Origin of the sequence: Nocardioides marmotae (genome assembly GCF_013177455.1) — a bacterium.
GTDB lineage: Bacteria > Actinomycetota > Actinomycetes > Propionibacteriales > Nocardioidaceae > Nocardioides > Nocardioides marmotae.
Window position 1 is genome coordinate 4,352,820 of record NZ_CP053660.1, and the last position, 25,019, is coordinate 4,377,838.

General features: G+C 72.8%; 21 protein-coding genes. 12 read left to right on the forward strand and 9 right to left on the reverse strand.

Annotated features, from left to right (window positions below):
• Positions 1–20 precede the first annotated feature (20 nt).
• On the reverse strand, positions 21–1,439 hold the full coding sequence (gene dnaB / locus HPC71_RS20650; protein ID WP_216656497.1) for a replicative DNA helicase: 1,419 nt from the start codon (positions 1,437–1,439) through the stop codon (positions 21–23).
• 482 nt (positions 1,440–1,921) lie between these two features.
• On the opposite strand from dnaB, the gene HPC71_RS20655 reads away from it, so the two are divergent.
• Genes HPC71_RS20655 through HPC71_RS20665 form a run of 3 tightly spaced genes read left to right on the forward strand, consistent with a single transcriptional unit; the run spans position 1,922 to position 5,121 of the window.
• Entirely contained in the window at positions 1,922–3,280 is a 1,359-nt protein-coding gene (locus HPC71_RS20655; protein ID WP_253943827.1) for an MATE family efflux transporter, read from the forward strand.
• Positions 3,277–3,849 carry a hypothetical protein gene (locus HPC71_RS20660; protein WP_154616065.1) on the forward strand — a complete coding sequence of 191 codons (573 nt, stop codon included), beginning with the start codon at positions 3,277–3,279 and terminating at the stop codon, positions 3,847–3,849. The genes HPC71_RS20655 and HPC71_RS20660 overlap by 4 nt, the downstream gene beginning before the upstream one ends.
• Positions 3,850–3,900: 51 nt before the next feature.
• A complete protein-coding gene (locus tag HPC71_RS20665; RefSeq protein ID WP_154616063.1) occupies positions 3,901–5,121 on the forward strand; it encodes a hypothetical protein in 1,221 nt (406 codons plus the stop codon).
• A 209-nt stretch (positions 5,122–5,330) separates the two neighbouring features.
• Here the strand turns inward: HPC71_RS20665 and rplI are convergent, their stop codons facing one another.
• From rplI to rpsF, 4 genes are all read right to left on the reverse strand, one after another.
• The gene (gene rplI / locus HPC71_RS20670) at positions 5,331–5,777 is read right to left on the reverse strand and encodes a 50S ribosomal protein L9 (protein WP_154612379.1); all 447 of its coding nucleotides are present in this window, start codon (positions 5,775–5,777) and stop codon (positions 5,331–5,333) included.
• Between the two features lie 14 nt (positions 5,778–5,791).
• Positions 5,792–6,028: a 30S ribosomal protein S18 gene (gene rpsR, locus HPC71_RS20675; RefSeq protein WP_154612378.1), complete on the reverse strand. Its 237-nt coding sequence runs from the start codon at positions 6,026–6,028 to the stop codon at positions 5,792–5,794.
• A 140-nt stretch (positions 6,029–6,168) separates the two neighbouring features.
• Positions 6,169–6,774, reverse strand: coding sequence for a single-stranded DNA-binding protein (locus tag HPC71_RS20680; protein ID WP_154612377.1), 606 nt, complete (start codon positions 6,772–6,774; stop codon positions 6,169–6,171).
• A 126-nt stretch (positions 6,775–6,900) separates the two neighbouring features.
• A complete protein-coding gene (rpsF, locus tag HPC71_RS20685) occupies positions 6,901–7,191 on the reverse strand; it encodes a 30S ribosomal protein S6 (protein ID WP_154612376.1) in 291 nt (96 codons plus the stop codon).
• 204 nt (positions 7,192–7,395) lie between these two features.
• Between rpsF and HPC71_RS20690 the strand changes: the two genes are divergently transcribed.
• From HPC71_RS20690 to HPC71_RS20700, 3 genes are all read left to right on the forward strand, one after another.
• A complete protein-coding gene (locus HPC71_RS20690) occupies positions 7,396–8,208 on the forward strand; it encodes a deoxyribonuclease IV (protein ID WP_154616061.1) in 813 nt (270 codons plus the stop codon).
• 80 nt (positions 8,209–8,288) lie between these two features.
• Entirely contained in the window at positions 8,289–9,422 is a 1,134-nt protein-coding gene (locus HPC71_RS20695; protein ID WP_253943828.1) for a lipid II:glycine glycyltransferase FemX, read from the forward strand.
• A gap of 4 nt (positions 9,423–9,426) precedes the next feature.
• Entirely contained in the window at positions 9,427–10,482 is a 1,056-nt protein-coding gene (locus HPC71_RS20700) for an alanine racemase (protein ID WP_171897138.1), read from the forward strand.
• A gap of 21 nt (positions 10,483–10,503) precedes the next feature.
• On the opposite strand, the gene HPC71_RS20705 is transcribed toward HPC71_RS20700, so the two are convergent.
• Both HPC71_RS20705 and HPC71_RS20710 read right to left on the reverse strand, forming a co-directional pair.
• A complete protein-coding gene (locus HPC71_RS20705; RefSeq protein WP_253943829.1) occupies positions 10,504–11,928 on the reverse strand; it encodes a glycosyltransferase family 87 protein in 1,425 nt (474 codons plus the stop codon).
• A gap of 7 nt (positions 11,929–11,935) precedes the next feature.
• Positions 11,936–14,230, reverse strand: coding sequence for a transglycosylase domain-containing protein (locus HPC71_RS20710; RefSeq protein WP_253943830.1), 2,295 nt, complete (start codon positions 14,228–14,230; stop codon positions 11,936–11,938).
• Positions 14,231–14,417: 187 nt separating this feature from the next.
• On the opposite strand from HPC71_RS20710, the gene HPC71_RS20715 reads away from it, so the two are divergent.
• On the forward strand, positions 14,418–15,008 hold the full coding sequence (locus HPC71_RS20715; RefSeq protein WP_171897140.1) for a PadR family transcriptional regulator: 591 nt from the start codon (positions 14,418–14,420) through the stop codon (positions 15,006–15,008).
• A 51-nt stretch (positions 15,009–15,059) separates the two neighbouring features.
• Complete coding sequence (locus tag HPC71_RS20720; protein WP_154612373.1) at positions 15,060–16,145, forward strand: inositol-3-phosphate synthase; 1,086 nt, start codon at positions 15,060–15,062, stop codon at positions 16,143–16,145.
• A gap of 109 nt (positions 16,146–16,254) precedes the next feature.
• Here HPC71_RS20720 and HPC71_RS20725 read toward each other — a convergent pair whose 3' ends face one another.
• Positions 16,255–16,731 carry an SRPBCC family protein gene (locus tag HPC71_RS20725; RefSeq protein ID WP_154612372.1) on the reverse strand — a complete coding sequence of 159 codons (477 nt, stop codon included), beginning with the start codon at positions 16,729–16,731 and terminating at the stop codon, positions 16,255–16,257.
• Between the two features lie 61 nt (positions 16,732–16,792).
• Between HPC71_RS20725 and HPC71_RS20730 the strand changes: the two genes are divergently transcribed.
• Positions 16,793–18,460, forward strand: a complete 1,668-nt coding sequence (locus HPC71_RS20730) for an SdiA-regulated/phytase-like domain-containing protein (protein ID WP_154616057.1) — start codon at positions 16,793–16,795, stop codon at positions 18,458–18,460.
• Positions 18,461–18,498: 38 nt separating this feature from the next.
• Complete coding sequence (locus tag HPC71_RS20735) at positions 18,499–19,506, forward strand: hypothetical protein (protein WP_154616055.1); 1,008 nt, start codon at positions 18,499–18,501, stop codon at positions 19,504–19,506.
• Between the two features lie 7 nt (positions 19,507–19,513).
• Here the strand turns inward: HPC71_RS20735 and HPC71_RS20740 are convergent, their stop codons facing one another.
• Complete coding sequence (locus HPC71_RS20740; protein WP_432806462.1) at positions 19,514–20,914, reverse strand: CCA tRNA nucleotidyltransferase; 1,401 nt, start codon at positions 20,912–20,914, stop codon at positions 19,514–19,516.
• 94 nt (positions 20,915–21,008) lie between these two features.
• Here HPC71_RS20740 and HPC71_RS20745 point away from each other — a divergent pair, with 94 nt between their 5' ends.
• Complete coding sequence (locus HPC71_RS20745) at positions 21,009–23,276, forward strand: DUF6049 family protein (protein ID WP_154616053.1); 2,268 nt, start codon at positions 21,009–21,011, stop codon at positions 23,274–23,276.
• Complete coding sequence (murJ, locus tag HPC71_RS20750; RefSeq protein WP_154616051.1) at positions 23,273–24,997, forward strand: murein biosynthesis integral membrane protein MurJ; 1,725 nt, start codon at positions 23,273–23,275, stop codon at positions 24,995–24,997. The genes HPC71_RS20745 and murJ overlap by 4 nt, the downstream gene beginning before the upstream one ends.
• The last annotated feature ends 22 nt before the right edge of the window (positions 24,998–25,019 follow it).

Here is a 25,019-nt window from a genome sequence, read left to right on the forward strand (position 1 = left end):
CCTTGTCGGCACCGACCAGGTCAGTGCGCCATGTCGACGAAGCGCGAGTAGTGGCCCTGGAAGGCGACGGTGATGTCGCGGGTGGGGCCGTTGCGGTGCTTGGCGACGATGAGGTCGGCCTCGCCGGGGCGGGTCGACTCCTTCTCGTAGACGTCGTCGCGGTGCAGCAGGACGACCATGTCGGCGTCCTGCTCGATCGAGCCGGACTCACGCAGGTCGCTCATCATCGGCCGCTTGTCGCCGCGCTGCTCGGGACCACGGTTGAGCTGGGAGAGCGCGATGATCGGGATCTCGAGCTCCTTGGCCAGCAGCTTGATCTGCCGGGAGAACTCCGAGACCTCCAGCTGGCGCGACTCGACCTTGCGGCCCGAGGTCATCAGCTGGAGGTAGTCGATGACCATCAGCTTGAGGTCGTGGCGCTGCTTGAGCCGCCGCGCCTTCGCGCGGATCTCCATCATCGTCATGTTCGGGCTGTCGTCGATGAAGATCGGCGCCGAGGAGACCTCGCCCATCTTCCGGGCCAGCTTCGCCCAGTCGTCGTCGTTCATGTTGCCGTTGCGGATGTGGTTCAGCGGCACCTTCGCCTCGGCCGAGAGCAGACGCATGGTGATCTCCGAGCGCGTCATCTCCAGGCTGAAGAAGCAGCTCGTGAGGTTGTTGTGGATCGAGGCGGCCCGGCAGAAGTCCAGCGCCAGGGTCGACTTGCCCATGGCCGGACGCGCCGCGACGATGATCATCTGGCCCGAGTGCAGACCGTTGGTCAGGTCGTCGAGGTCGGCGAAGCCGGTCGGCACGCCGTAGAGGCCGGCCTCCCGGTTGCTGATCGCCTCGATCTCGTCGAGGACGCCGTCCATGATGTCCGACAGCGGGACGTAGTCCTCGCTCGAGCGGCGGTCGGTGATCTGGTAGATCTCCGCCTGCGCCCGGTCCACCACGTCGTCGACGTGGCCCTCGCCGGCGTAGCCGATCTGCACGATCTTGGTGCCCGCGTCGACCAGGCGCCGCAGGATCGCCTTCTCCCGGACGATCTCGGCGTAGTAGGCCGCGTTCGCCGCGATCGGCACGTTGGCCGAGAGGGTGTGGAGGTACGGCGCGCCGCCGATGCGCTGGAGCTCGCCCTTGCGCTGGAGCTCGGCGGCGATGGTGATCATGTCGACGGGCTCGCCCCGGCCGAACAGGTCGATGATCGCGTCGTAGATCGTCTCGTGCGAGGGGCGGTAGAAGTCGGGACCGCGCAGCACCTCGGTGACGTCGGCGATCGCGTCCTTGGAGATGAGCATCGCGCCGAGCACCGACTGCTCGGCCGCCATGTCCTGCGGCGGGGTGCGGTCACCGGGGGTGGAGGGCCGCTCGCCGGGGGCGTACGGCGCCGGGCCGTCGCCCCACTCCTCGAACGGCGGCTCGGGGACGTCCCTGGTGTCCGACTCGGCGATGCTCACTGGGCCCTCCTCCGCTCGTGTACCGGTCCTGCAGCGCCGGCGCCCGACGGTCCGGGCCGGCTCCTCCCCGACGCTAGGGAGGGCCACCGACATCGGTCCGCGACCCCAGGACCGTACGTGGCGGAGCCGGTCCGGCGACACCACCTTGTCCACAGGTCCTGGGGATAACCGGGGTGAACCCGTGGACGACGTGCCTCGGACTGTGCACAGCATGGGGACCAGCCTGTGGACGAACTAGGCCACCGGACGCGAAGCACCGCGCTGACCTGCGGAAACGCGCGATCGGACATGTGGAGCGAAATCAGTTGGGCACGGATTCCGTTCGCCTCCGCGACACGCCGATGACATCGGCCGGTTTGTCGACAAAGCGCTCCGACCCCGTGGTTTCCACAGACAACCCGGGGTTATCCACCGCCCTCCGCGGGCTACCCACGTAGGGGCCAGCACCACTGATTGCCTCTTACCCGGACTATGCTCCGCGGGTGCGTCGACCCGAGGACGCGGCCCTGGACCGCGACATCCTGCGCCTGGCCTTCCCCGCCTTCCTCGCCCTGGTCGCCGAGCCGATGTTCCTCCTGGCCGACGCCGCGGTGGTCGGGCACCTCGGCACGCCGGAGCTGGCGGGTCTCGGCGTCGCCGGCGCGGTGCTCCAGACGGCGGTCGGCCTGTGCGTGTTCCTCGCCTACGGCACCACCGCGGCCGTCGCTCGCCACCTCGGCGCGGGCGACACGCGCGGCGCGCTGACCCAGGGCATCGACGGCGTGTGGCTCGCGGTGCTCATCGGCGTCCTGGTAACCGTCGCCGGGGTCGCGCTCACCGAGCCGCTGGTCGGCCTGTTCGGCCCCAGCCCGGCCGTCACCGAGCACGCCGTGACCTACCTGCGCATCGCCTTCCTCGGCACGACCCCGCTGCTGGTCATGCTCGCCACCACCGGGGTGCTCCGCGGCCTGCAGGACACCCGGACCCCGCTCGTCGTCGCCGTGGCCGGCAACCTGCTCAACGTCGTCCTCAACGTCACCCTCGTCTACGGCGTCGGCTCCTGGGGTGGCCTGGGCCTGGCCGGCTCGGCGATCGGGTCGGTGCTCGCGCAGGTCGCGAGCGCGGTCGCGCTGCTGGCCGTGGTGGTCCGCGGCGCCCGCCGCGAGGGGGCTCGGCTCGCGCCCGACGTACGCGGGATCCGGGCCGCCGGGCGCGCCGGCGTCGCCCTCGTCGTACGGACCCTGACCCTGCGCGCGGCCCTGCTCGTCACGACGTACGCCGTCACGATCGGCGCCACCGGCCGGGACCAGGAGATCGACCTCGCGACCCACCAGCTGGCGTTGACGCTGTGGACCTTCCTCGCCTTCGTGCTCGACGCGATCGCCATCGCCGCCCAGGCCATCACCGGCCGCCACCTCGGCGCGGGAGACGCCGCCGCGGCCCGGGCCGTCACCGACCGGATGGTCCGCTGGGGCATCGTCAGCGGCATCGTCACCGGCCTGCTGCTCGCCGCCGCCAGCCCCCTCCTCGGGCCGCTGTTCACCGCGGACGCCGCGGTCCGCGACCTGCTCGTGCCGGTGCTCGTCGTGGCGGCGCTGGCCCAGCCGATCGCCGGCGTGGTCTTCGTCCTCGACGGCGTGCTCATCGGCGCCGGGGACGGCCTCTACCTCGCCCGGGCCGGCCTGCTCGTCCTCCTCCTCCACGCCCCCGCGGTGCTCGCCGTCGCCCTGCTGGGCGGCGGGCTGGTCGTGGTGTGGGTGGTCTTCGGCGTGGTCTTCATGGGCGCCCGCCTCGTCGTGCTGGTCCACCGCGCGCGCGGCGACGCCTGGCTGGTCACCGGCGTCCGTAGCCTGACCCCGTGAAACCGCTGCAGTCCGTCGCCATGGGACTGCTCGTCGTCGGTCTCACCGCCCGCTTCGGCGAGTACGACGGGTTGCCGGACCCCCTGGGCTGGGTGCTCGTGCTGGTGGGGGTCGCCCGGTTCCCCGCCGACCTCGAGCGGCGCACCGTGCTGCTGGGGCTCGCCGCGCTCGCCGGCCTGGTCGCGGTGCCGCTGTGGGTGCCCGCCGTGGCCGAGGCGCTCGAGGACGTCGACGCCTCCCTCGCCTGGGCGCTGACCCTTCCGCAGCTCGGGTTCGTCGGGCTGCTGTGCCACGTGCTGGCCGCGCGGGCGACCGCAGCCGCGGACCTCCCGGCCGCGCGCCGCCTGCGGCTGGCGGTGACCCTGACCGCCGTCGTCGCCGCGCTGCCGGTGCTGGTGCTGGGCGCCGGCGTCGAGGCGCTCGCCACCGCGGCGGCGGCCCTCGCGGTCCTCACGCTCCTCTTCGTGATCTGGCAGCTCTTCGCCTGCTCCGGCCGGGCCTGGGCCGGCGCGCCGTCGACGGCCGGGCGATCGGGGCAAAGTCCTGCAGCCGACCTCTCGGGTCCATAGCCTCAGGACCCCCCGCGCGTTGTCCCCGGCAGGAGAGAGAGGGAGTCCCCCATGCCCACACCCCGACGTCTGCGTGCACTCGTCGCCCTGCCCGCGGCCGCGCTGCTCGCCTCGGTCGTCACCGTCACCGGACCCGCCGCCGCCCCCGCGGTGGCCGAGCCCGGCTGCCTGAGCGAGGCCGTCACCGACCAGACGCTCCCGGGGCTGCTGGGCCGCACCTGCGACGACGAGGCCCCGCCCGTCGTCGACGCGGCCGTGACCGACACGCCCACGCCGCAGACGGCCCAGAACTGGGTCAGCAGCAAGCAGCTGACCTTCGCCTTCACCGGCCGGCACACCGACGCCGACCTCGACCCGCTCGGCTTCGAGTGCCAGTTCTTCGCGAGCAGCACCGTCCCGACCACCTGGACCGCGTGCGGCACCTACGACGCCGCTGCCAAGGTCTGGAAGCAGTCCTACGCCGACCTGGCCGAGACCGAGGCCCAGCCCTACACCTTCCGCGTCCGCGCGGTCGACACCGGCGACGCCGCCCGGGACCCCCGCTCCTTCTGCGGACTGGGCTGCCAGGCCGCGGAGACCGACGTCGACGACGTCTCGGCCCCGGCCACCGTCGCCGTCCGCGTCGACACCGTCGCGCCGGCGGGCTCGGTCCGGGTCAACGGCCTGGTCGACGAGGAGAACCCCGACTGGCCGATGGTCACCTCGCGCACCCTCCAGGTCGTCCTCGGCGCGAGCGGCAGCCAGGAGCGCAGCCCGCTCGGCTTCAGCTGCACGCTCAACCAGGCGCCCGTGCCCTGCTCGCCCGGCACCACCGACCTGCGCAGCCTGCCCCCGGGCGACCAGCGCTTCGAGGCCACCGCCCGCGACGCGGCCGGCAACGTCGACCCCACGCCGGCGGTCCTCACCTTCTCCGTGCCGCGCAACCTGACCGCCCGCAAGGGCAGCGGCTGGAAGACCGTCCGCCAGGGCGGGTACTTCGGCAACGACTTCCTGCAGACCACCAAGGTCGGCTCCGTCGTCTCGATGCCGGGCAAGAACGTCCGCGAGCTGCGGCTCATCGCCCCGCGCGGCCCCAAGCTCGGCAAGGTCCAGGTCAAGATCGGGCAGAGCATCTGGCGCACGGTCAACCTCAAGGCGCCGACGTACAAGCGCTTCCACGTCTACCAGATCCGCAACCAGTTCGACCCGCTGGTCAGCGGCACCATCCAGGTGCGCGCCAAGAAGATCGGCCGCGGCGAGACGGTCCGGATCGACGCCGTCCTCGCCCACTGACCCCGGCACGTACGCCGGGCCGGATCCGGGGTCCGTGTCGGTGTCGTCGGGGTAGTCACGGGCAGGAACGTCCGTGACTACCCCCGGGACGGACAGAAACGTCCGTGACTACCCCGAGAGCCGTGCCGAAAAAGCCACCGGGGCCGCCCCTCGACGAGAGGGACGGCCCCGGTGGGGTGGTGCTGGTGCTGCCGAACGGCAGCGGGGGATCAGGCCGGGATGACGTTGAGGGCCACCGTGGCGGACACCTCGTCGTGCAGCCGGACCGAGATCTCGTGGTTGCCGAGCGCGCGGATCGGGTTCTTGATCGCGATCGTGCGCTTGTCGACCGCCTCGCCGGAGCTGGCCTGGAGGGCCTCGGCGATCTCGGCGGTCGTGACGGCGCCGAAGAGGCGGCCGCCGGCACCGGCGCGGACCTTGACGGCCACGCTGTTGGCCTCGAGCTTGGTCTTGATCTCCTCGGCGTGGCCGAGGTCGCGGACCGCGCGGGTGGCGCGGGCAGCCTTGATCGACTCGACGGTCTTCTCGGCGCCGCGCGTCCAACGGATCGCGACGCCACGGGGGACGAGGTAGTTGCGGCCGTAGCCGTCCTTCACCTCGACGACGTCACCGGGGCCACCGAGACCGGTGACCTCCTGGGTCAGGATGAGCTTCATCGTTCCCGCTCCTCTCAGCGACCGGTCGAGGTGTAGGGCAGCAGGGCGACCTCACGGGCGTTCTTCACAGCCGTGGCCACGTCGCGCTGGTGCTGGACGCAGTTGCCGGTCACCCGACGGGCGCGGATCTTGCCGCGGTCCGAGATGAACTTGCGGAGCAGGGTGGTGTCCTTGTAGTCGACACCGGTCGCCTTCTCCTTGCAGAACTGGCAAACCTTCTTCTTGGGCTTGCGCATCACTGCCTTGGCCATTGTGGTGCTTCCTTTCTAGAAGCCCGACCCGGCGCCGCCGCGAGGCGGGCAGGGGCGGAATGGTTGAGGGATGTGCGTGAGTGGGTGGTGCTGGACCAGCCGGTGAGCCGAGGAGCCCGCGGACGGAACGTTCCGAACGGTCAGAACGGGGGCTCGTCGGAGCCCACGCCGGGAGCGCCCCAGGGGTCGTTCGCGGGAGCGCCGCCACCCTGAGGGGCACCGCCTCCGGAACCGCCCTGGCCGCCACCGCGACCGCCGTACCCGCCCTGGCCGCCGCCACCCTGGGCGGGTGCCGGGGTGGCCCACGGGTCGTCGCCACCGCCGGAGGGGGCGCCGCCCCCACCGCCGGAGAACCCGCCGCCACCGCCGCCGCCACCCGAGCGCTGGGCGCGGGTGACCTTGGCCGTGGCGTACTTCAGCGACGGACCGACCTCTTCGACCTCGATCTCGAAGACGGTCCGCTTCTCGCCCTCACGGGTCTCGTACTGGCGGGACTTCAGGCGGCCCTGCACGACGACACGCATGCCGCGCTGGAGGGACTCGGCGACGTTCTCCGCGGCCTGACGCCAGACCGAGCAGGAGAGGAACAGCGCGTCGCCGTCCTTCCACTCGTTGGTCTGCTTGTCGAAGGTGCGCGGCGTCGACGCGATCCGGAAGTTCGCCACGGCCGCACCCGAGGGGGTGAAGCGCAGCTCCGGGTCGTCGACGAGGTTGCCGACCACCGTGATGACGGTCTCGCCTGCCATGAGGGTCTCCTTGGCTTGGTGCTGCTGGTCAGAGTCGTGTCTGCGATCCCGCACATCGTGGCCGAGGCCGCCGACAGCGGGAAGGGGTCATCCACAGGGGACGACTCCCACCGGGCTCCGGGGAGCTCAGCGGGCGTCGGGCCGGATGACCTTGGTGCGCAGGATGGACTCGTTGAGCGTGAGCTGACGGTCGAACTCCTTGACCGTCGCCGGCTCGGCGTTGAGCGAGATCACCGCGTAGATGCCCTCGGCGTTCTTCTTCACCTCATAGGCGAGGCGACGACGTCCCCAGACGTCGACCGACTCGACGGCACCGCCGTCGTTGCGGATGACGTTGAGGTACTTGTCGAGCGAGGGCGCGATGGTCCGCTCGTCGAGGCTGGGGTCGAGGATGACCATGACTTCGTAGGCACGCAAAGCGGTCTCCACCTCCTGTGGACTTCGGCGGCCACGGTCTCTCCGTGGCAGGAGGGCTTGCGTCCCCACCGGCAGCGAGCCGCGCGGCGGGGCGTCCCCGGCTCCCGGACCCGTCGGTGGGCGGTCGCGCGAGGACAGGACAAGGTACCAGCGCGCGGCGACCGCCCCGAAATCGTGTCGGCGGCCCCTCGTAGGGTGGCCCGCATGGCCCCGCGGACCCCCACGACCCTCCCGATCGGCGCCCACGTCGACCAGACCGACCCCGTCGCCGAGGCGCAGGCGCGGCAGGCGCCCCTGGTGCAGTTCTTCCTCGGCGACCCGCAGGACTACAAGGGCCCGCAGGTCCGGTACGCCGGCGGCGCGGCCGCGCTGAAGGAGGCCGCCGAGGCCGCGGGCGTCGACCTGTACGTCCACGCGCCGTACGTCATCAACGTCGCCACCACCAACAACCGCATCCGCATCCCGAGCCGCAAGCTCCTCCAGCAGCACATGGACGCCGCGGCCGAGGTCGGCGCGAAGGGGCTGATCGTCCACGGCGGGCACGTGAACAAGGCCGACGACCCCGAGAAGGGGTTCGACAACTGGCGCAAGGCGATCGAGGCGACCGACATCAAGGTGCCGCTGCTGATCGAGAACACCGCGGGCGGTGACAACGCGATGGCCCGCCACCTCGACCGGATCGGCCGGGTCTGGGACGCGATCTCCACCGCCGAGGGCTTCGAGCAGGTGGGGTTCTGCCTCGACACCTGCCACGCCCACGCCGGCGGCAACGCGCTGGGGACGGTCGTCGACGACGTACGCCGGATCACCGGGCGGATCGACCTGGTGCACTGCAACGACAGCCGCGACGACTTCGACTCCGGCGCGGACCGGCACACCAACTTCGGCGCCGGGCGGATCGACCCCGACCTGCTCGCCGCGGTGGTCCGCGACGCCGGGGCGCCGGTGGTCTGCGAGACGCCGGGCGGCCCCGAGGAGCACCTCGCGGACTTCGCCTGGCTGCGCGAGCGCGTCTGACCCACGGCCGACCCACGGCCGACCCACGACTTGGCCCACGGGGCGCCGGGGACCCGGCGGGGGTCGGATAGCGTGGAGCGGTGCTGACCGTCCGCGAGATCTCCGAGTCCGAGCACCTCGCCTTCGTCCGGGCCCAGCGCTCCGCGTCGTTCCTCCAGACCCCCGCGTGGGGCCACGTGAAGCGGGAGTGGCGGCGCCAGTCGATCGGCTGGTTCCGCGACGGCGAGGAGGCCCCCGTGGGGGCGGCGCTGGTGCTCTACCGCCAGCTGCCGAAGGTGCGCCGCTACCTCGCCTACCTGCCCGAGGGCCCGCTCATCGACTGGGCCGACGAGGACCTCGCCGCCTGGCTGACCCCCATGGCGGCCCACGTCAAGGCCCGCGGCGCGTTCGGCGTGCGGATCGGCCCGCCGGTGGTCACCCGTCGCTGGGACGCAGCGGCCATCAAGGCCGGCATCGCCGACGAGGGCGTGCACCGCCTCGGCGAGCTCGCCCCCACCGAGCGCGACGGGGCGGGGGCCCGCGTGGTCTCCCAGCTGCGCGAGCTCGGCTGGCGCTCCCAGGCCGTCGCGGGCGGGTTCGCCGCCGGGCAGCCGCAGCACGTCTTCCAGGTCCCGCTGGCCGGGCGCTCGGAGGAGGACGTGCTGGCGGGGATGAACCAGCTGTGGCGCCGCAACATCAAGAAGGCCGCCAAGGCCGGCGTCGAGGTCACCTCCACCAGCACCGTCGAGGGCATCGGCACCGAGCTCAAGGCCTTCCACGACCTCTACGTCCACACCGCCGAGCGGGACCGGTTCACCCCACGCCCGCTGTCGTACTTCCGGACCATGGTCGAGGCGCTCGCCGCCGAGGAGCCGGACCGGATCACCCTCCACCTCGCCCGGCACGAGGGCGACCTGGTCGCCGCGACCATCGCGATCCGCGTCGGCGCGCACGCCTGGTACTCCTACGGCGCCTCCTCCTCGGAGAAGCGCGAGGTCCGTGGCTCCAACGCCGTCCAGTGGGCGATGATGCGCGCCGCGATCGCCGCCGGCGCCGACGTCTACGACCTGCGCGGCATCACCGAGACCCTCGACCCCGACGACCCGCACGTCGGCCTGATCCAGTTCAAGGTCGGCACCGGCGGCGAGGCCGTGGAGTACGCCGGGGAGTGGGACCTCCCGCTGCACCGGCCGCTGTACCGCGCCTTCGACCTCTACATGTTGCGGCGGGGGTGACCCGGTGAGCCTGGTCCTCCACGTCGACGGCGAGCGCTGGCGCGCGCACCTGCGCTCGGTGGCCGACGCCCACCCCGGGCTGGTCCCGGTCTGCAAGGGCAACGGCTACGGCTTCACCCTCGCCCGGCTCGCCCGCAAGAGCCAGTGGCTCGGCGTCGACACGATCGCGGTCGGCACCTACGACGAGCTGTCCCACGTCGCGACCCGCTTCGACGGCAGCCTGCTGGTGCTCACCCCCTGGCGGCCCTTCGGCGCCGCGCTCGAGGTCGACCCCGCCCTCGCCGACCGGGTGGTGCACACCGTCAGCCGGCCCCAGGACCTCACCGACCTGCTCGCCCGGCAGCCCGACGCCCGCTTCGTGCTGGAGCGGATGACCAGCATGCAGCGCCACGGCCACGGCGCCCGCGAGCTGTGGGCCTCGGCCGACAGCCTCCGCGCGCACCCCCGCGCCCGGCTCGAGGGCGTCGCGCTGCACCTCCCCCTCGCCCAGGGCTCCCACCTCGGCGAGGTCGAGCGGCTGCTCAACGACGTGGTGGCCGCCGAGCTCGACACCCACACGATCTGGGTCAGCCACCTCACCGACCACGAGCTGGCCACGCTGCGCGCGTCGTACGCCGACTACGAGATCCGCCCCCGGGTCGGCACCGCCCTGTGGCTGGGCGACCGCGGGGCGCTGCGCGTGACCGCGACCGTGCTCGACGTGCACCCGGTCGAGCGGGGCGACTCCTTCGGCTACCGCGGCCGCACCGCGCCGAAGTCCGGCCACCTGCTCGTCGTCAGCGGCGGGACCGCCCACGGCATCGGCCTCGAGGCGCCCACCGGCGACTCCGGCATCCGGGCGCGGGCCGCCACCCTGGCCCGCGGCGGCCTGGACGCGGTCGGCTTCGTCCGCTCCCCGTTCTCCATCGACGGCAAGCAGCGGCTCTTCGCCGAGCCGCCGCACATGCAGGCCTCGATGCTGTTCCTGCCCTCCGGCTCGCACGTGCCGGAGGTCGGCGACGAGGTCGACGTGCGGGTCCGGTTCACCGCCACCGCCTTCGACCGCGTCGTCGTCGAGTAGCCGGCGCCGGGACAACCCCGGTCAGCCGGTGACGAGCCGCGGCGGCGGGGCGACGTACTCGTCCTCGCGCACGGGGTCGTGCTGGGGGCGGAGCACGTCGCGGACCACGATGCCGACGAGGTAGAGCTCGCAGGCCAGCCGGATGAGGATCGCGACCCAGTAGACGCCGGCGTCGCCGCCGCCGGCGGGGGCGAGGTAGTCACCGAGGTACCACCAGACCGAGACGAAGTAGAGGACCTCGCCGGCCTGCCAGACCAGCTGGTCGCGCCAGCGCGGGCGGGCCAGCACGGCGAGCGGCAGCAGCCACAGGACGTACTGCGGTGAGTAGACCTTGTTGACCAGCAGGAAGCCGGCCACCACGAGGAAGCCCAGCTGGGCCAGCCGCGGCGTCTCGGGCGCGCGGAGGCCGAGCACCAGCACGCCCACGCACCAGGCGCCGAAGAACAGCCAGGATCCGATGTTGACGGTGTGGGCGCTGATCGCGGTGTCGGTGGCCTGCTGCACGACCAGCCAGATCGAGCCGAGGTCGGGCCCCCGCTCGGAGTTGAACGACCAGAAGACGGCCCACTGCTCGGGCCCGGTGAGGTACGCCGGCAGGTCGATCACCACCCACGCGGCGACCGCCGCCGCGGTGGCGAGCAGGAAGTCGCGGATCCGCCGCCGCCGCAGGCACACGACGAGCACGGCGCCGAGCAGGAACAGCGGGTAGAGCTTGGTCGCCGTGCCGAGCCCGATCAGCACGCCGGTCAGCACCGGCTTGTCCCGCGACCACGCCCACGTCGCGGCCGCGACGAGCACCACGGCGAGCAGGTCCCAGTTGATCAGCGCGGTCAGCGCGAGGGCCGGCGAGGCGGCGTACATCATCGCGTCCCAGGGCCGTCGCCGGTGGGTGCGGGCGAGGAACCAGGCGGTGAGCAGCGCGAGGGCGGCCAGGCCGAGCGCGTTGACGACGACGTACCAGCGGATCTCCGACTGGATCTCGGGGTCGCCGAAGAGCGTGTCCACCGGCTGCTGCGCGCGCTCGGCGAGGTCGGGCAGCCCCAGGTGGTCCGCGGCCTGGGCGAGGTAGGCGGTCCCCCAGGCCCAGTAGGAGATCCCGACGGGGTACTCCATGACCTCGTAGCGGTCGCGGACCTGCTCGTCGTCGGTGTAGGGCCAGGCCCGCTCGACCATCGCCCGCCCGGTGTAGAGGTAGGGCAGGTCGGAGTAGCACATGTGGACGTACCGATCCTGGCCGTTGCTCCAGGTCTCCTCGAAGCAGGCCTGCTTCTGCACCATCCCGAGGGCGAAGCACACGGCGGTGACCACCAGCACCACCCGCACCGGCGTCCACCAGCGGTGGCCGGCGCCGCGGCTGCCCATCGGGCCGCCGACGCCCTCGCTGAGGGCGCGGGCGACGGGGTCGTCCTGGGTGGGGTGGACGTGCCCGTCGCCCGCGCTCCTCACCGGGAGGTCACTCCCGACCGGACTGCTCGGGCGCCCGGGACGGACCCGAGCCGGGGGTGGCGCTGCCGGACGGCGCCGGCGCCGACGGCGACGGGCTGGGCTGCGGGGAGGAGGTCTCGTCGCAGCCGAGGATGTCGCAGCTCGGCGAGGGCTGCTGGCTCGGGCTCGGCTCCTGGGTCGGGGTCGGCTCCTGGGTCGGGGTCGGCTCCTCGGTCTCGACCTCGGTGCTGGGCTGCGGCTGCTGCGACGGCTGGGGCTTCTTGGTCGGCGACGGCGGGGGGACGTACGGCGCGTGGCCGTCGGTCGGCGCGTCGCCGTCGACGTACGCCGGCTCGGGGAACTCCTCGACCGGCAGGCCCTCCATGAGCGACTGCATCGCGTTGGTCCACGTCCGCGCGGGGTAGGCGCCGCCGAAGTAGTCCGGGAGCCAGCCGAGCAGCTGCTCGTTGCCCTTGCCCCGGACGTACATCACCGCGGTCGACATCTGCGGGGTGTACCCGGCGAACCACGCCGAGGACACCTCGTCGCGGCCGTTGGTCGCGGTGCCGGTCTTGCCGGCGGCAGGGCGGCCGAGCGCGAGGGCCGCGGTGCCGGAGCCGCCGGTCACGTTCTGCTGCAGGGCGTAGGAGACGTCGGCGGCGATGTCGGCGTCGAGCACGCGGCGCGGCTCGGGGCCCTCCTCCTCGTGGGAGTAGCGGGTCGTCCCGGTGCGGTCGACGACCTTCTCGATGATGAACGGCTCGGCGTAGACGCCCTCGTTGGCGATGGTCGCGTAGCCGCTGGCCATGTTGATCGGGCTGACCGTCGCGCTGCCGAGCGCGGCCGTGGCGACCGGCTCCAGGCCCGGCGAGGTGCTCGGGAAGCCCGCCCCGCCCCGACCGGCCTCCGCCGGCGGGATGCCCATGTCGTTCATCATCTCCACGATCTTCTCCGGGCCGTCGTCCATCGCCATCGTCATGTCGACGAAGGCGGAGTTCGCGGACTTCTGGGTCGCGTAGATCATGTCGATCGCCGAGCCGTAGCTGGCGTCGCCCTGGTTGGTGACCTCGGTGCCGTCGGGCAGCACGTAGGGCGAGTTGCCGTCGAAGGTGTCCTTGAGGGCGAAGCCCTGCTTGATCGCGGCGGCGAGGGCGAAGGGCTTGAGCGTGGAGCCGGCCTGGCCGCCGGCGACGGCCCAGTTGATCTGGGACTGGAGGTAGTCCTGCCCGCCGTAGAAGCCGCGCACCGCGCCGGTGCCGGGCTCGACGCTCGCGACGCCGACGTGCAGCTCCTTGTCCTGGAACCCCTCGGGCCGCTCCTCGACCACGGCCTTCTTGGCCGCGGCCATCGCCTCGGGGTCGAAGGTCGTGGTGACCCGCAGCCCGCCGCCCTGGATCTCCTCGCCGTCGAAGCCGAGGCGCTCGAGCTCCTTGCGGACCATCGTGAGCATGTGGCCCTTCTGGTCGCCGTAGGTGCTCTGCGCCTCCTCCTTCGGGAACTTCGGGAGCCGGCGCTTGGCCTTCTCGGCCTGCTCCTCGGTGATCATGTCGAGGTCGGCCATCTGGTTCAGCGTGTACTGGTAGCGCCCGAGCAGGTCCTCGCGGGCGCCCTTGCCGTTGGCGGGGTCGAAGCGCCCGGGGTTGTTCAGGACGCTGGCCAGGACGGCGCTCTGGCGCAGGTCCAGGTTCTTCGCCGGCCGCTGGAAGTAGGCCTGGGCGGCGGCCTCGACGCCGTACGCGCCGCGGCCGAAGTAGATGGTGTTGAGGTAGCCCTCGAGGATGCGGGACTTGCTCTGCTGGCGCTGGACCTTCAGCGAGAGGATCGCTTCCTTGATCTTGCGCTGGTAGCTCTGCTCCTGGGAGAGGTAGAGCACCTTGACGTACTGCTGGGTGATCGTCGAGGCGCCCTGGCGCGAACCGCCCCGCGCGTTGTTGAACGCCGCGCGGACGATGCCGACCGGATCGATGCCGCTGTCGGTCCAGAACGACTCGTTCTCCGCGGCGACCACCGCGTCCTTGAGCGCCTGGGGCACCTGGTCGAGGTCGATCGAGACCCGGTTCTGGGTGGCGAACCGGCCCAGCTCGGTCTTGCCGTCGTCGAAGTAGACGAAGGTGGTCTGGGTCTCGAAGTCCTTGTTCGGGTCCGGGATGTCGACGGTCCGGTAGAGCACGGTGAACGCCGCGCCCGCGAGGAGCGCGCCGACCAGGCCGAGGGCGAGGAGCCACCGGCCTGCTCGCCACAGCTTCTGCTTGCGGGTGCGGGGAGCCCGCTTCGGCTGCTTCTTCACCGCGGGGCCAGCGGCCCGGCGCTTGCCATTCCTCACGCTGGTCCTTCTCCTGATGTGACGCACGACGGGACAGCCGCGCGGCGGGGCGAGCCCACGCACGACCTTGGACAGGGTACGCACCGAGACCGGGCCAGACCCGTCGCTGAGCGCGACCTCGGTCACCCGGCACCCGCCGATAGGTCGCTGGTTCGCAACGGGTGGATATATCGCTACGATAGGTCGCGTGGCACGTCGTAGCGAGACCATCGAGCTGGCAGTCCTCGGACTGCTGCACGAGGGACCCATGCACGGCTACGAGCTGCGCAAGCGGCTCAACCTCATGCTCGGGTGGGGTCGTGTGCTGTCGTACGGCTCGCTCTACCCGACGTTGAAGAAGATGCTGCGGGGCAACCTCATCGAGGAGTCCACCAGCACCGCGGTCACCGTCAGCCGCCGCCCTCGGATCGTCTACCAGGTCACCGAGGCCGGCACCCGCGAGTTCGAGCGCCTCATGTCCGAGGTCGGCCCGGCCGCGTGGGAGGACGACAACTTCGACATCCGGTTCGCGTTCTTCGGGCGCACCGACATGGAGATCCGGCTGCGCGTGCTCGAGGGCCGCCGCATCCGCCTCCAGGAGCGGCTCGACCGGGTGCAGCGCGAGCTGTCGATGACCGAGAAGGAGGTCGACCGCTACGCGGCCGAGCTCCAGCGGCACGGTGTGGAGTCCGTCGAGCGGGAGGTCCGGTGGCTCTCGGACCTGATCAACGCCGAGCGGAACCTCGGCCAGCACGGCGGGGCGCCGCCCCCCGACGCGACCGCAGCACCGCAGACCTAACAAGCGCAGCGCACACAGACCTCCGTACAGGTTCAAGGAAGGAAGACCCCGATGGGTTCGGTTCGAGTAGCAATCGTGGGAGTGGGCAACTGCGCCACGTCCCTGGTGCAGGGTGTCGAGTACTACAAGGACGCCGACCCCTCCGGCGCGGTCCCCGGCCTGATGCACGTCGCGTTCGGCGACTACCACGTCAAGGACGTCGAGTTCGTCGCCGCCTTCGACGTCGACGACAAGAAGGTCGGCAAGGACCTGTCCGAGGCGATCAACGCCTCGGAGAACAACACGATCAAGATCTGCGACGTGCCGACCCTCGGTGTCGAGGTCCAGCGCGGCCCGACCCTCGACGGCCTCGGCAAGTACTACCGCCAGACCATCGAGGAGTCCGCCGCCGAGGCCGTCGACGTCGTCCAGGTCCTCAAGGACACCCAGGCCGACGTGATGGTGTCCTACCTGCCCGTGGGCTCCGAGGAGGCCGACAAGTTCTACGCCCAGTGCGCGATCGACGCCGGCGTGGCCTTCGTCAACGCCCTCCCCGTCTTCATCGCCTCCGACCCCGAGTGGGCCAAGAAGTTCGAGGACGCCGGCGTCCCGATCGTCGGGGACGACATCAAGTCCCAGGTCGGCGCCACCATCACCCACCGCGTGATGGCGAAGCTCTTCGAGGACCGCGGCGTCACGCTGGACCGCACCTACCAGCTCAACGTCGGCGGCAACATGGACTTCAAGAACATGCTCGAGCGGGAGCGCCTGGAGTCCAAGAAGGTCTCCAAGACCCAGGCCGTCACCTCGAACCTCACCGGCTCGCTGGCCGACAAGGTCAACGACCGCAACGTCCACATCGGTCCCTCGGACTACGTCGCGTGGCTCGACGACCGCAAGTGGGCCTACGTCCGCCTCGAGGGTCGCGCGTTCGGCGACGTCCCGCTCAACCTGGAGTACAAGCTCGAGGTCTGGGACTCCCCGAACTCGGCCGGCATCATCATCGACGCGATCCGCGCCGCGAAGATCGCCAAGGACCGCGGCATCGGTGGCCCGATCATCTCGGCGTCGTCGTACCTGATGAAGTCCCCGCCGGTGCAGCTGCCCGACGACGAGGGTCGCCGCCGCGTCGAGGCCTTCATCGCCGGCGAGGAGTGACCTCCCCGCACCACTGAGTCCCCACAGACTCACGTACGACGGCCCGCCCGGTCCTCCGGGCGGGCCGTCGGCGTTCCCGGCCCGACCTGCGGCGCCGGCGGGGGACGCCTCAGGCGGAGGCCTCGGCGGCGGCCTTGATCTTCGCGAGCGTCTCGCGCATGCCCGCGCGCAGCTCGTCGGTGAAGGTGTCGACGCCGCCGAGGGCGACGCGGGTCATCACCAGCGAGAGGCCCGAGATGCCCTCGGCCGTCTCGCGGCGGTTGGTCAGCCGGGTGCCGCCGTCGGCGGTCGGGGCGAGGGTGAAGGACCAGGTCGTGCGGTTCTCGGTGACCCGGAAGGCGAAGCGCACGTGCGGGTCGAAGGTGGTCACCTTCGCCGTCGTCGGCCACACCAGCGGGCCGCGGTGGTTGAGGTTGAGGAACGTCGTGCCCTGCTGGACCGGCCGGCCGCGCACGAAGGTCCGCAGCACCTGCGGGCTCCACTCGCGGGCGCGCGTCGGGTCGGCGACCAACGACCAGACGGTGGCGGGCGGCGCGGCGATCTCGATGGTCGCCTCGAGGTCCTCGGTGGTCTCCGTGCTGGCCATGGGCGGCACCCTAGTGGGGCGCCGCGGTTTCCGCGTGAGGACGCCTGGGTAGGCAGGCGTCATGAACGGACCGGAGGCGATGTACGCCGACATGACCTCCGGCGACCCGGGGGCGGTCGCCGCGCTCGAGTCCGACGTGCGCCGCTCGATGGACGACGCGAGCGACGAGGTCTCCCTGATCCGCTACGCCGAGGACACCCCGGACTGGGAGAGCCCCTCGGCCCGCACCAGGTTCAACATGCGCGCCTGGGCGACCCGCGCCGCGGGCGAGGTCTCCTTCATCCGGCTCAACCGCGCTGCGCTCGCCCTCCAGGCGGCGGAGTCGAGCTATGAGGTGATGGCCGCCGACGCCGGGCGGATCATCGCCCTGTGGCGGCGGGAGAAGGCGCAGGCCACCGACGGCGCCTCGCTGATGATCCTCCGGGCCGGGGTGATGCTCGCCCTCGCGGTGATCCGGCGGGCCCACGGCACGCGCCTCGCCGAGGCCACCGAGTTCCTGGTCACCGACCCGCTCACCGACGAGCAGGAGGACTGGCTGGAGAACGGCCTGCTCCGCTCCCTGCGCCGCGACCTGGAGAACCCCTCCAACCACGGGCCGATCATCCCCGACACCCTCGCCACCGGCGACGACGACGGCGGCATCCCCCAGGGGCTCGGCTACGACCCGGACTCCGGCCACCTCCTCCAGACGACGTACACCGAGGACGGCCGGGCCCGGCTCTCGCTGATCGACCCCGAGACCGGGGAGCTGGTGCAGACCGTCGACCTCGGCCGCGGCGGCGCCGGCGACACCGCCCCGGACCACGCCGGCGGCGTCGCGGTCCACGACGGGACCGTCTACGTCACCTCTTCCGACAAGCCCCCGCGGCTCTTCGCCTACGACCTCTCCGCCATCGAGCACGCGGCCCCCGGCAGCACCGTGCCCGTGCTGGACACCCCGGTCGAGCTCAAGGCCGGCGCCTACTCCACGATCGTCGGCGACACGATGTACGTCGGCACGCACAACGAGGACGGCCCCGGCCGGCTCTCGACGTACACCTGGGACCGCATGAACGGCAGGTGGCAGGAGTCCGGCGGCCCCTACCCGACGCCGCCGAAGGTGCAGGGCATCGCGGTCCGGGGCAGCGAGATCGTCTTCAGCAGCTCGCTGGGCCGGGGCAACGGCAGCACCCTGACCAGCTACAACCTCCACAGCGTGCTCGCCGGCGGCAGCTCGCTCGGCGACCCGCTGCGCACCGTGAAGCTGCCGAACATGTCCGAGGGGATCGTGGCGCTGCCCGAGGGGCTGCTGACGACCTATGAGTCCGGGGCCGAGAAGTACTCCTCCCCCGGGAGCGGCGACCTCGCCGACCTCTGGGCGGCGCTGAACATGACCGTCACGCCGTACTCCGACCTCGGCCTCGCCGACGGCGGCACCATCGAGGTCCAGCCGGTCACGCTGGCCCAGGCGTCCTTGCTCTTCGCGCACGTGCAGGTCGGGCTCGCCGCCGTCGAGCGCCAGGTCGCGCGGATGACGCTCGCCGGCGGGGTGCTCGGCGACGTGCCCGAGGGCTCGGCCTTCGCCACTGCTGCGACCACCCACCTCGAGGAGACCGCCCGCTGGCTCGGCGAGGGCCGGATCTCCGCGGAGATCACCGCCGGCGGGCTGGCCACCACCGCGGAGTCCTACGAGGAGAGCGACTCCGGCAGCGGGGGCTTCCTCGACCGGCTCCGTTCCCTCCTCCCTTGACCCGGCCGGCCTCGACGAGCGGCCTGAGAGGATCGAGCATGCGCACCCCCCGACTCCTGCCGACGGTCACCGGCCTCACCGTCACGGCGCTGCTCGTGCTCAGCGGGTGCGGGGAGGACGGCTCGGCCGCGGAGCCCCGGACCGACGGCGCGGCGGCGTGGACCGGTGCGGCCGCCCCCGTCGACCCCTCGGGACTGGTCTGGGCGGCGGACGGCGCGGTCCACCTCGGCGACGGGACCGTCATCGACACCGAGCAACAGATCGAGGCCTACGTCGTCGCCGGCGACGGGGTCTACCTCGTGCCGGCCGGCGACCACGAGGGCCCCGGCGCACCGCTGCTGCTCGCGACGGAGGACCGCCTCGAGGAGACCGGCGCGCGGGTCGAGCCGGACACGCTGCGGACCTCCCCCGACGGGCGCTACCTCGCCTTCATCGACCCGGCCACCGGCGAGCAGGACGCCTTCGGCACCCCCGTGGCGACCGCGGTGGTCGTCGACACCGTCCGCGGCGAGGAGGTCGTGCGCAGCAGCGAGGGGATGGGCGACGTCGGCGAGGACGACCTGGCCGACCTGTACGAGGACGCCGAGTCACCCGAGGTCCTCGGGCTCACCGACACCACGGCGTACGTCGCCGGGCCGGACGGCGTGCGCGCCCACGACCTCGCGAGCGGCGAGGGCAGCGTGGTGGCCGACTCCGCCTCGGAGGTCTACGACACCGACTGGTTCGCGGCGCTGCGCGGCGAGGACGCCCTGACCAACCCGGCGGGCACCTGGCGGATCGTCGACCCGACCGACGGGAGCCCGGTGCGGCTGGTGCCTGAGGGCGGCGGGGCGCCGGTGGTGACCCGCTCGCCGGTCGACGTCTACGAGCTCGACTCCTGGCTCGACGACGAGACCGCCGTCGGCGGGGGGCTCGACGGCGAGACCGACCTGCTCCTCGCGTGCACCCTGCCGACCGGCGAGTGCGCACCGCCGCCGGGCGTCCCCGCGGGCGCGCTGCTGCCGGTGGACCGCAGCGGGCCGGGCCTGCCGACCGTGCGCCGCTGACCCGCGCTCAGGCCGAGCGCGCCGCCCACCAGGCGAGCAGCTCCTCGCGGGCGCGCTCCTCGCCGAGCGGGCCGTGGTCCATCCGCAGCTCCAGCAGGTGCCGGTAGGCCTCGCCGATCTCGCGCCCGGGGCCGATGCCGAGGATCCCCATGATCTGGTTGCCGTCGAGGTCGGGCCGGATCGAGGCCAGCTCCTCCTGCTCCGAGAGCCGCGCGATCCGCTCCTCGAGCTCGTCGTAGGTGCGCGCCAGACGCGCGGCCTTGCGCTGGTTGCGCGTCGTGCAGTCGGCGCGGGTCAGCACGTGGAGCCGCTCGAGCTGGTCGCCGGCGTCGCGCACGTAGCGGCGCACCGCGGAGTCGGTCCACTCACCCGAGCCGTAGCCGTGGAAGCGCAGGTGCAGCTCGACGAGGCTGGTGACGGCCTCGATCTCGTCGTTGGAGAAGCGCAGCGCCTGCATCCGCTTGCGGGTGATCTTCGCCCCGACCACGTCGTGGTGGTGGAAGGTGACCGTGCCGTCGTCGAGGAACCTGCGGGTCCGCGGCTTGCCGACGTCGTGCATGAGCGCGGCGAAGCGCGAGACGAAGTCCGGCTCGCCGCCGAGCCGGTCCTCCAGGTCGATCGCCTGCTCCAGGACGGTCAGGGTGTGCTCGTAGACGTCCTTGTGCCGGTGGTGCTCGTCGCGCTCGAGCATCAGCGCGGGCAGCTCCGGCAGCACCAGCGCCGCGAGCCCGGTCTCCACCAGCAGGGTCAGCCCCAGTCGCGGGTACGGCGCGCAGACCAGCTTGACCAGCTCGTCGCGGACCCGCTCGGCAGAGATGATCGAGATCCGGTCGGCCATCGCGGTCATCGCCTCGCGGACGCCGTCGTCGACGGTGAAGCCCAGCTGCGCGGCGAACCGTGCGGCCCGCATCATCCGCAGCGGGTCGTCGGAGAAGGAGTCCTCGGGCCGGCCCGGCGTGCGCAGCACCCGGTGGGCGAGGTCGACCACGCCGCCGTACGGGTCCTCGACCTGGCGCCCGGGCAACCGGACGGCCATCGCGTTGACCGTGAAGTCGCGGCGGCCGAGGTCGCCGTCGAGGCTGTCGCCGAAGTCGACGTCGGGCTTGCGGGAGGAGGGGTCGTAGGCCTCGGAGCGGTACGTCGTGATCTCGACCTGCCAGGGTCCGCGGCGGCAGCCGATCGTGCCGAAGGCCCGGCCCATGTCCCAGATCGCGTCGGCCCAGCCCTTGAGCAGCCGCTCGGTCTGCTCGGGGCGGGCGGAGGTGGTGAAGTCCAGGTCGTTGTGCCGCCGGCCGAGCATCGCGTCGCGGACCGGCCCCCCGACGAGGGACAGCTCGTGACCGGCGTCGGCGAAGCGGCGGCCGAGCTCGTCGATCACCGGCGCGATGCGGTCGAGCTCCTCGGCCACCGACCGCTGGACGTCGGCGAGCTGCAGCGGGGGAAGGGGAGCGTCGGACACGGGGGACGATTCTAGGTGCGGACGGACGGATAGTGTCGTCCGCATGCTTCGCCCCCGGTCGCTGCGGCCTGCTCTCGCGGCCGCGGTCCTCACGTTGGCCGGCGCGGTCACGGGCCTGGTGGTCCCGCCGGCCCCCGCCAGCCCGGTCGTGGCGACCCGTGCTCCGGTCGCCGCGGTCGAGGCCGACACCGCGCCGCTCGGCGTCACCATCGAGTCGTTGACGCCGGGCGCGATCCCCCGCCGCGGACCGATCCGGGTCGCCGGCTCCGTGATCAACCGCAGCGACGAGACCTGGTCGGCGATCAAGCTCTACCCCTTCCTCGGCTCGACGCCGATGACGACCGCCGCCGAGCTGGCCGCCGCGACCGAGGTGCCCGCCGAGCAGGAGGTCGGCAACCGGATCGTCGAGGTCTCCGACGTCGTCGACGAGCTGGCGCCCGGCGAGGCCGCGCCGTTCCGGCTGACCCTGCCGGCCTCGCGGATCACCGTGGACGCCGCCGGCGTCTACTGGTTCGGCGTCCACGCCCTCGGCGAGTCCGCCGCGGGCCGCGTCGACGGCGCGGACGGCCGGGCCCGCACGTTCCTCCCGCTGGTGCCGCGGACGACGCGCGGGGAGATCCGCACCGCGATCGTGGTCCCGCTGCGCCGCCCCATCGACCACGAGTCCGACGGCTCGCTGGCCGACGTCACCTCCTGGACCCGGACCCTCGAGACCGGCGGGACGCTGCGCTCGCTGGTCGACCTCGGCGCCTCCGCTGGCGACCGGCCCGTCTCCTGGCTGGTCGACCCCGCGCTCGTCGACGCCGTACGCCGCCTGGCGGACGGGAACCCGCCCCGCTCGCTCGGGCCGACCGAGCCCGGCGACCAGGGCGGGCCCTCGGAGGGGCCCGACGCGAGCTTCTCCCCCGAGCCCGACGGCGACGGCGGCAACGAAGGTGACGGCGGCGACGGCGGCGACGGCGACAGCGGCGACAGCGGCGACGGTGAGAACGGTGAGAACGGCGGCGACCGGGCGAGCCGCGGCCACGAGCCGACCGCCGACGAGCTCCTCGCCGCGGAGGCGGCGGCGACGTGGCTGGACCGGCTCAGCGCGGCCATGTCCGGCGACGAGGTGCTCGCCCTGCCCTACGGCGACCTCGACGTGGCCGGCGCCCTCGCCACCGACCCCGGGCTCCTCGAGCGGACCCGCGACCGCAGCACCGAGGTGACCGCCACCTGGGACGTCCCGACCACCCCCGCCCTCGGGTCGCCGAGCGGGTACCTCGACCCCGCCGCGATCCGTGCCGTCTCCCCCTCCGACACGCTCCTGGTCACCGACCGGATGCTCGGCGAGGACGCCCCCGGCGTGGCCACCGTGGGGGGCCGCCGGCTGGTCGTCACCTCCTCCGGCGCCGCCTCGGGCGGGCCCGGCCCCGACGACCCGCTCGCCGCGGTCGCGCTGCGCCAGCGGGTGCTCGCCGAGGCGGCCGTGCGACTCACCTCCCCGGGCCGCAAGCCGCTCGTCGTGCAGCTGCCCGCCGGCTGGGCGCCGGACTCCGCCAGCGGCTTCTTCGAGGGGCTCGACGAGGGCTGGGTCTCCCTCGGCACGGTCGCCGAGGCTGCGGACCGCACCGGCACGCCGGTCGACCTCGCCGACCTCGACTACCCCGCCCGGCAGGCCGAGCGCCGCCTCGACCCGGAGACCTTCGAGACCGCGACCGGGCTGATCGGTGCCGGTCAGGTGCTCCAGCGCGTGCTGCGCGACAACACCGAGGTCGCCGGCGAGGTCTCCGACGAGGCGTTCGCCGCGGTGTCGTACTCCTCCCGCGGCCGGTCGACCACCACGCGCCTCTCCCTCCTGGCCTCCCGGCGCTGGATCGACGGCAAGCTCGACAGCGTGACCATCGAGGCGCCGCGCGGCGTCGCGCTCTCCAGCGCCGACGGTCGCTTCGGCGCGACCGTGGTCAACGAGCTCGCCGAGCCCATCGAGGTCAGCATCCAGGCCGTCACCGACGACCCCGCCGCGCTCTCCATCGAGGGCCCCCGGACCGTCGAGGTCGGGGCGAACCAGCGGGTCTCGGTCCTGCTCGACGCCAGCACCCGCGAGCCGGGCGTCCACCGGGTCCGGCTCGTGCTCACCGACCACACCGACGACCCCGAGGACACCCCCACGCCGCTCGGCTCCGCCGAGGAGGTCTCGATCCGCTCGATCCAGGCCAGCGCCGTGATCTGGGTGATCATGGGCGCCGGCGCGCTGCTGCTGTTCAGCGCGATCGCCGTCCGACTCGTGCGCCGCGTGCGGCGCGCCCGCCGCGAGGAGGCCACCGGATGACCCGCACCGACCGCCCCCAGGACCGCCCCCAGGACCCCCAGGACCAGCAGGACCAGCAGCCTGGCCGGCCGCAGGACCCGCCCCGGGACGAGCAGCGCTCGATCCTCTCCAGCAGCGCGGTGATGGCGGCCGGCACGATCGTCTCCCGCCTCAGCGGCTACGTCCGCACGCTGCTGCTCGCCGCGGCGCTCGGCAACCTGCTCCACGCCGACGTGTTCAACATCGCGAACACGATCCCCAACATGCTCTACATCCTGCTCGCGGGCGGGGTGTTCAACGCCGTGCTCGTGCCGCAGCTGGTGCGGGCCGCCTCCCACGACGCCGACCGCGGCGAGGCCTACACCAACCGCGTCGTCACCCTCGCCGCGCTCTTCCTCGGCGCCGTGACGGTCGCGCTGGTCGTGGCGGCGCCCTGGGTGATGAACCTGTACGTCGACCCCGGCGTGCCGGCCGACGCGCGCGAGTCGGTCGTCGACTTCGCCCGCTGGTGCCTGCCGCAGGTGTTCTTCTACGGGATGTTCGTGCTCCTCGGGCAGATCCTGAACTCCCGCGGGCGGTTCGGCCCGATGATGTGGGCGCCGATCGCGAACAACGTCATCTCGGTCGCGGTGCTGCTGCTCTACCTCGTGCTCTTCGGCACCGCCTCGGAGGCCGAGCGGTCCGGCGGGTTCACCGCCGAGCAGGAGCTCGTGCTCGGCCTCGGGTCGACCCTCGGCATCGCCGCCCAGCTGCTGGTGCTGCTCCCCTACCTGCGCGCCGCCGGGTTCAGCTACCGACCGCGCTTCGACTTCCGCGGCACCGGCCTGGGGCACACCCTCAGGCTCGGCGTGTGGACGGTGCTGTTCGTCATCGTCAACCAGATCGCCTACACCGTCGTGGTCCGCCTCGCCTCCGGCGGCACCGCGGACGGCGCCTCGGACGGCACCGGCTACTCGGTCTACTCCGCGGCGTTCCTCATCATCATGGTCCCGCACTCGGTGATCACGGTGTCCCTGGCGACCGCGATCCTGCCGACGCTCTCGCGCCGCGCCGCCGACCAGGACCTCGCCGGCCTGGCCCGGACGCTGTCCTCGACGCTGCGCACCGCGCTGGTGGTCGTGCTGCCGTTCGCGGCGCTGCTGCCGGTCGTCGCCCCCGAGCTCGCCCGGGTGATCTCGCTGGGCGCCGCGGCGCCGACCTACGCCAACTACATCGGCACGCTGGCTGCCTTCGGGCCCGGCCTGGTGCTCTTCACCGTCCACTACCTGATGCTCCGCGGCTTCTACGCCCTCGAGCAGACCCGCACCGTCTTCTTCATCCAGTGCGCGGTCGGGGTCACCAACGTGCTCGCCGCGCTCGTGCTGGTCCACACCACCGACGCCGCCGCCACCGCGCCCGCGCTGGCCGTCGCGTACGCCGCGGCGTACCTCGTCGGCGCGCTGCTGTCCTACGCCGTGCTCCGGGGCCGGCTGGGCGGCCTGCGCACGCCGGTGCTCGTCCGGTTCCTCGTGCGGGCTGCGCTCGCGGTGGCCGCCTCCACCGCCGCCGCCTGGCTCACCTCGGGCCTGCTCGACGTCGTCGGGGAGGAGTCGTCCTACCCGGTCGCCGTCCTGCGGGCCCTGGTCGTCGTCGCCGTCGACATCGTCGTGTTCGTCGCGGCGGCCCGCGCGCTGCGGCTGACCGAGGTCACCTCGGTGCTCGAGACGGTCACCCGACGCCTTCCGCTGCCCCGGGGTCGGTGACGGTCCTACGATGGCCGGGCCC

Bases quoted from the DNA above. Each gene is read 5' to 3' on its own strand.
- HPC71_RS20730 (WP_154616057.1), top strand. From the start codon at position 16,793: ATGAACGGACCGGAGGCGATGTACGCCGACATGACCTCCGGCGACCCG.
- murJ (WP_154616051.1), top strand. From the start codon at position 23,273: ATGACCCGCACCGACCGCCCCCAGGACCGCCCCCAGGACCCCCAGGAC.
- HPC71_RS20745 (WP_154616053.1), top strand. From the start codon at position 21,009: ATGCTTCGCCCCCGGTCGCTGCGGCCTGCTCTCGCGGCCGCGGTCCTC.
- HPC71_RS20680 (WP_154612377.1), bottom strand. From the start codon at position 6,774: ATGGCAGGCGAGACCGTCATCACGGTGGTCGGCAACCTCGTCGACGAC.
- rplI (WP_154612379.1), bottom strand. From the start codon at position 5,777: ATGAAGCTCATCCTGACCCAGGAGGTCACCGGTCTCGGTGGCCCCGGT.
- HPC71_RS20725 (WP_154612372.1), bottom strand. From the start codon at position 16,731: ATGGCCAGCACGGAGACCACCGAGGACCTCGAGGCGACCATCGAGATC.
- HPC71_RS20690 (WP_154616061.1), top strand. From the start codon at position 7,396: ATGGCCCCGCGGACCCCCACGACCCTCCCGATCGGCGCCCACGTCGAC.
- rpsR (WP_154612378.1), bottom strand. From the start codon at position 6,028: ATGGCCAAGGCAGTGATGCGCAAGCCCAAGAAGAAGGTTTGCCAGTTC.
- HPC71_RS20665 (WP_154616063.1), top strand. From the start codon at position 3,901: ATGCCCACACCCCGACGTCTGCGTGCACTCGTCGCCCTGCCCGCGGCC.
- HPC71_RS20720 (WP_154612373.1), top strand. From the start codon at position 15,060: ATGGGTTCGGTTCGAGTAGCAATCGTGGGAGTGGGCAACTGCGCCACG.
- HPC71_RS20735 (WP_154616055.1), top strand. From the start codon at position 18,499: ATGCGCACCCCCCGACTCCTGCCGACGGTCACCGGCCTCACCGTCACG.